This is a genomic window from Cellvibrio sp., from assembly GCF_053579595.1.
In genome coordinates this window covers 1-6,870 of the sequence record NZ_JBRFPI010000250.1, presented here as the reverse complement: position 1 = coordinate 6,870, position 6,870 = coordinate 1, and the positions used below count along the sequence as shown (strand labels likewise).

The 6,870-nt window shown below is 47.1% G+C and carries 4 protein-coding genes; 3 read left to right on the top strand and 1 reads right to left on the bottom strand.

Going from position 1 to position 6,870, the window contains the following annotated elements; genetic code table 11:
• Positions 1–3,416 (top strand): ATP-binding protein (locus tag ACWA6V_RS14715; protein WP_449523200.1); only part of this gene is annotated, 3,416 nt, incomplete at its 5' end.
• A 41-nt stretch (positions 3,417–3,457) separates the two neighbouring features.
• Here ACWA6V_RS14715 and ACWA6V_RS14710 read toward each other — a convergent pair.
• The gene (locus ACWA6V_RS14710; RefSeq protein WP_449523199.1) at positions 3,458–4,144 is read right to left on the bottom strand and encodes a response regulator; all 687 of its coding nucleotides are present in this window, start codon (positions 4,142–4,144) and stop codon (positions 3,458–3,460) included.
• A 126-nt stretch (positions 4,145–4,270) separates the two neighbouring features.
• On the opposite strand from ACWA6V_RS14710, the gene ACWA6V_RS14705 reads away from it, so the two are divergent.
• Positions 4,271–5,122 carry an ATP-binding protein gene (locus ACWA6V_RS14705; protein WP_449523198.1) on the top strand — a complete coding sequence of 284 codons (852 nt, stop codon included), beginning with the start codon at positions 4,271–4,273 and terminating at the stop codon, positions 5,120–5,122.
• Between the two features lie 124 nt (positions 5,123–5,246).
• Positions 5,247–6,870, top strand: a 1,624-nt coding sequence (gene ovoA / locus ACWA6V_RS14700) for a 5-histidylcysteine sulfoxide synthase (protein WP_449523197.1), incomplete at its 3' end; no start/stop codon positions are given.

The window sequence follows — 6,870 nt, the reverse complement described above, 5'->3', positions numbered from 1 at the left end:
ACGATGACGGTGCTTATTCGCGTCCGCAGGGTTGTGATGGTTATTTGGCGGCGGTGTTCCATCCAACGCAAGGCGAGAATAGCGAGCCATTTACTGCCTTGATTGGTATGCGCGCATTTCTGGAAACCACCGGGCAGGGCGCATCGCTGCAAAAAGTAGCGCGTCTTGATGATACGCAATTTTATATCCTGAGCGATGTTGAACTCAGTTTAAAAGATTTACTGAAAGAAGAGAAAACCCACAAGTACGTCGTACCGCTGGATAAACTCTACGCCGGGTTGCGTCGTCAGTACGGGCAACAACAAGTAGAAAAATACGATAAGAAAAAATCCTACCTGTGCCGTTTGTACGGAATTCTGCGCGGTAAAAAAGATGCTATATCCGAACGCGAATCCATGAATGCTGCGCGCGCATTTTCTCGCTTTATGGCTTACAAGCCGATTAAAGGTATCGATGAATTTGTAGCCAATGAAATTTTGGAATATCGCGATCTGGGCGAGGCGATCCGTACTGTCTCCACCATGTTGAAACGTATTCATACCATGGAGGCAGATGCGCGCACTCTGCGTCAGGGTATCGAACGTATGGCGCAGGGGCGTCAGTGGTCGGATAATTTTATTGCCAACTGGTTGGAGCAGCAGGTGCTGCAATATTCGGTGGCCAAGCGCCGCTATACGGATTCGCAATCCCTGTATTTGGAAGCAAAACACAAACAACAATTATTGCGTGAAACCTCGGCAAGTCATCAACAAACGTTGGCGACCTGCGAAGCGCAGCGCGATGAAATTAATCAATTGATTCTTGCAGCTACAGCGCGCCGTTTGGGTGTGCCTGCACTGCGCGACAAGGATCAATTAGAGCAAGAAAAACACGCGCAGGAAAAACTCATCCAGACTCAAGTTCCTGAGTTGCGTAAACAGCATCAGCAATTGCAAACCAATTTAGAGGCAGCACAGCAATTTGCCCAAGCTCTGCGCCAGACCTCTATTGCAGTTGAATTGCCTGCATTAAAAGAAACGAGTCTGGCCAATCTGGTAAAAAGTCTCTGTAGTGAAACTGACACACTGGATATTCACCAGTTATTAAATCGTGACCTGATTGAGGTGAGTCCGCTTGAACCGCAATTGGCGAAAGTGCTTGAGCTGCAAAAACATCACAATGCTTTTGTTGCAACCTTGTTTGATGTAGATGCCAATGCGGCGGTATTACGCACCAATTTGCGCGACCAATTGGCACAAGAACGCGACAAGCGCAAAGCGCAGGCCGAGCGTTTGCAAAAACAAACTGAAGTGAAACGCCGCGAAATTCAAACGCTGGAATCACGCCAAGTCAGTTATCCGGGTTTTGTGCGCGCAGCGCTGGATGCCATCGCAGCGCAATGCCCCAAAGCCGATGCGCGCGTACTCTGCGATTATGTGGATGTGATTGACCGCGAATGGCAAGCGGCGATTGAAGGTTATATCGGTGCGGCGCGTTTCGGTATTATCGTTGAAGCGGAATATGAAGCAGAAGCCATTGCGATAGTGCGCAATATGGCGGGGCAGGGCAACCGCGCACGTATTATCCAGGGTGAAAAAGCGCGCAAGGATTTGGATAAAACCAATGACGTTCCTGCTAACTCAATTATTCAGGTAATGACTTTCTCGCATGCCACTGCCAAGGCTTACATCAAAGCCAGCTATGGCAATGTACAGCGAGTGGAGAATGCCAAAGAATTAAAAAATACCCGTCGCGGTATTACGAAAGATGCAATGGGTTCAGGAAACTATGCCATGTTTCGCTGTGATATGGCTGACTCTGAGTTGGTATTTGGCCAAGGCGCCCGCGAGCGTGCACTGGAAGCCAAACGCAATGAATTTCATGCATTGGTAAGTGAATGGCAAGCCGCGACAACTTACGCCGAAGAGACACAAGAATTATTGTTAGCAATCGATAAGCTCAAACCGCTTGTTTATGCTGAAACCCTGCAAACCATGCTTGCGGCGCAAAACAAAATCCAGGCGATTGAATCCAAATTACAACAGTTGGATTTAAGTGATACCAAGGCATTGGAGGCTGAATTGCAGGAGTTGCAACAGCGTTTGCAGGAGCAAAATCAGCTTTATGCTCGCTTGAATAGCGCGCAGGTTGATTGCCGTGCAGATCTAAAGCTTGCCGATAACCTTTGCCACAAGTTGGATGCAGAACAAGATAAAACCCTTTCGCAAGCGGATACCTGCGAAGCCAATGTACAAGGCATTACCGCCTTCTGGCCGGAGTTTAATGCCGATACCCGTTTGCAAGCGGCTGACGAAGCTGTGGCGCAACATAATGTTCACTATTTTGAATCCCAGCTGGCGGGCGTGAATGCTGAGTTAAAAACGATTCTACATCGCTTGCAACAAGCGGCAATGGTACATAACCAGTTCTGCTCCACTAGCGATGCGATTCTGTTTGATATTGATTACAACGATGATTTGGGGAGTGCGAATTTCCGTGCTATCTGCGATATGCGTCGCCAATTTGATGCGCTCTACAATCGCGACAAAAACCACATTCTTGCCCAGCGTCATCAAGAGATTGAATCGTTGCGCGAAAGTTTTAACAATGCGTTTGTAACCAATCTCTGCCACTCAATTTATCAAGCTATTAACGACGGTAAAAAAATCCTCGAAGAATTAAACAAGGAGCTGGAGCATCATCGTTTTGGAGCTGACCGCGAGCGTTTCCGTTTTGATTGGGAGTGGGTGCCGGAGTTTAAAGATTATTGGCAATTCTTCAAGGCAGTGATTGATAGCCCCAGTTTGGATGAGGGTGAAACCTTGTTCAATATGAAGCTCGACGAAAAACACCAGAAAGTGCGCGAGCGCTTGATGACAATGTTGCTCGATGAAGACGAACAAAAGGCCCTGCGCGAATTAACCCGCATTGCCGATTATCGCAATTACCGCCGCTACGAAATTTACAAAGAGCCAGAAGGCAAGGCGCCCATTGCACTGAGTCAATACGGTACAGGTTCGGGCGGCCAGTTGGAAACGCCGGCGTATATTATTCGCAGTGCGGCTATTACGTCAGCGTTCCGGTTTAATGAAGGTAACAGCCATTTGCGCATGGTATTAGTGGATGAAGCTTTCTCCAAAATGGATGAGCACCGTTCGCGCGAGGTAATTAACTATTTAACCGAGAGCCTTGGCTTACAGTTGCTGTTTATTATGCCGAGCAGCAAATCTGGCCCCTTTATGGATTTAATTTCCAACCAATTTGTATTCAGTAAATGCCCAACGGCTGAACCGGTCGGTGAATTAAAAAGCAGGGTGATGTTGGATCGCCAGGTGTGTGATCAGGAAAAAATTACTAAATTGATGGCCAATCATCGCCGTGCGATTCGTCAGCAGGCGGCTCTGGACTTTATGTCAGAAGTGGAAGGCGTAAGTTAAAGTGATGCCATTAAATCAGCGCAGGTTAGAGGAAGGTTTTTCTAACTTGCGCTGGTAGATTTTATCTGCTGAAAGAACCTTCCAATTTTTTTGACGAGCTTATCTTGCTCGATTGGTTTGACCACATAATCATCTACGCCTTCCTGAATCGCACTGCGAATTTGGCTTGCTTCTGTAACGGCAGTTACCAGCATAAATATCGCGTGATGGTAGCGCTCTGCGGCGCGCATAGCATTGTGAACATCAATGCCGGATTTGGCGGGCATATTCCAGTCGCAAAGCACCAAATCGTAAATTGGATTGGCATTAAACATCATATTAATACCCTTCATTCCATCATTGGCAGTATCAATTTGTGTTATTCCTATCTCGGCCAAATAGGCTGTGAGCAAGTCACAAATCAATTGATCATCATCGACAACGAGCACACGAATATCCGCAGGTGCTACATTAAGGCGTCTATCTAGCGCTGCTTGGCGGCTGGGTGATATTGCTGGCTGAGATACGTAGTGAGTCACGCCATCACGCGCTACGTCGGTGGGTGCTGTCTCTGTTTGCGGGCGTAAACTATGGGTAATTTTTAATAGCGCAGATTCAATAATCTGCAGAGTCCGCTCGTTTTGTGTTTTAGCATTGGCCATTTCGGGTTTGTGCATATTTTTTGCCAACCATTCACGGCGTTGGATCAGTGTTTGACCAATGACCTGCAATTCACGTTTACTGAACATAACAAACCTTTAAACAAGTATTAGTAGCGACACGCTTGGCAATGACGCTCTAAGGGGTGAAAATCGGCTTCTTACAATATAGTTCAGAGTTTGTGCTTCGCTGAAACGGATCCTAAGGAATTTGATGTGACCCAGCTTGATCAATTTATTTCCCGCCTTGAACAACTAATTGACCGCGTTGAAGCGGTTCTCCCTGCCAAAGCGTCTGATCCAGATTGGTCTGCCAGTGCATTTCGTTGGCGCACACAGGTGAATGGGGTTGGTTATTTGCAGGCGGTTAAGCATCCACATCGCGTGAGCCTTGATGCGCTTAAAAATATCGAGACCCAAAAGGCTTCAATTGTTCGTAACACTGCCCAATTCGTGGCCGGGCGTGAAGCCAATAATGTGCTTTTGACCGGCGCCCGCGGCACCGGCAAGTCAACCTTGATCAAGGCCGTGTGGACTCAATTTGCGGGGCAGGGGCTGAAAATCATCGAGGTTGATAAAACGGACCTGCTCCATTTGGCGGATATTGTTGATTTGGTCGGCGAGCGAACGGAAAAATTCATCATATTTTGCGATGATTTATCGTTCGAAGAGGGTGAGATTAGCTATAAAGCATTGAAATCCGTACTGGATGGCTCCATAGCTGCACCTACCGCCAACATGCTTTTCTACGCGACCAGCAACCGCCGTCATCTGATTCCACAAAAGATGCGCGACAATCTGGATGTAAGCGATGAAGACGGCGAAGTGCGCCCGAGCGATAGCATTGAAGAGAAGGTATCGCTCTCAGAGCGTTTTGGCCTTTGGTTGAGTTTTTATCCCTTCTCGCAAGATGATTATCTGGCCGCCGCTAACTATTGGGTAAGCCAATTGGGTGGTCAGTGGGATAAACAGGCCGAAACCGCCGCTTTGTTGTGGCACAGAACACGCGGAGCGCGGAGCGGGCGGGTGGCATGGCAGTTTGCACGGGATTTTGTCGGGCGCGACTGATCGAATTAGCTGGTTTTCGCGTTTATTGGAACTGTGTTTATAACTGACATCATCTGACAGGGGGGGAAGCCTAAGCTCCCCTCTGATTATTTTTCCAGAAGACCATATTGATCAGGAGTTCATGATGCATACGGGACATTCCACGCTGCGTAAGACCACTGAGGCTAGATCATCAGAAACCGCGCCATCAAGCCCCCACTTATTGCCCCGCACATCACTTTTCACGCGCACTCCCAATCTCCGTGATGGCGATGAAGCCAGTTTGCGTCGCGCCTTGCGCCAGTATTTTTTAGACACCTTTACTACTTACGAATCCTTGTTTGAATGCCTTGCTAATGATAAAGCTTTCTACACCAAATCAATTAGTCTGCGTCATCCGCTGATTTTTTATTTTGGCCATACAGCGACATTTTTTGTTAATAAATTATTACTGACGCGCATGATCAGCGAGCGTATCAACCAACGTTTTGAATCTATGTTCGCTGTTGGTGTGGATGAAATGAGTTGGGATGATTTAAATGATGCGCACTACCAATGGCCAACACCTGCAGAAGTAAAATCTTATCGCGATCAAGTGCGTGCACTGGTGTTGGATTTAATTGATAACGCACCGTTGCAGATGCCGGTTGATTGGGAAAACCCCTGGTGGGCAATCATCATGGGAATTGAGCATGAGCGCATTCATCTTGAAACTTCTTCAGTATTAATCCGCCAACATAAATTGGAGTTCGTGAAAACTTCTTCGCACTGGCAATCGCTGCGTGAATCTGGTTTTGCTCCGAATAATAGCTTAGTGAAAGTTAGCGCTGGCCAAGTACGTTTGGCTAAAGATAAAACCAATCCGCATTATGGTTGGGACAATGAATATGGCGTGCATGAAGCGGACGTAAACGCATTTGAAGCCGCAAAATTTTTAGTCAGCAATCAGGAATTTTTACAATTTGTAGAGTCCGGCGGCTATTTAAATTCCCACAACTGGGAAGAAGAGGGCAAAGGCTGGCTCGCGTTTACCAAAGCCCAGCATCCAACATTCTGGGTTAAAAAAACCAACGGTTGGTATTTGCGTTTAATGACCGAAGAAGTCGCCATGCCGTGGGATTGGCCAGTAGAAGTGAATTACCACGAAGCCAAAGCTTTTTGTAATTGGAAAAAATCGGAAACCGGTTTGTCCGTACGTTTACCTACTGAAGATGAGTGGTATCGCATCTACGATGAATCGGGAATAAACGAAGTCGGCGTAGAAAAAGCAGCCGCCAATCTTCATCTCGATTACGCAGCATCATCCTGTCCGGTGAATAAATTCGCCCAAGGTGATTTTTACGATGTTGTCGGTAACGTTTGGCAATGGACTGAAACACCGATTTATCCGTTCGAAGGTTTTGAAGTGCATCCGATTTATGATGACTTCACCACACCCACATTCGATGAGCGCCACAATTTAATTAAAGGTGGCTCATGGATTTCCTGCGGCAATGAAACATTGCGCTCATCGCGCTACGCATTCCGCCGCCATTTTTTCCAACACGCGGGCTTCCGCTATGTTATTTCCGGAGATGTAAAACCCTTGCCTAGTTCCCATTACGAAACCGATAAATTAATGTCTGAATACGCCGAATTCCATTACGGCGATGAATATTTTGGCGTAGCCAATTTTTCTAAAGCTTTGGTTGATTTGGCTGTGCAAGAGTTGGGCGATAAACCCAAAGCAAAAGCGCTGGATTTAGGCTGTGCCTCCGGTCGCGCCACGT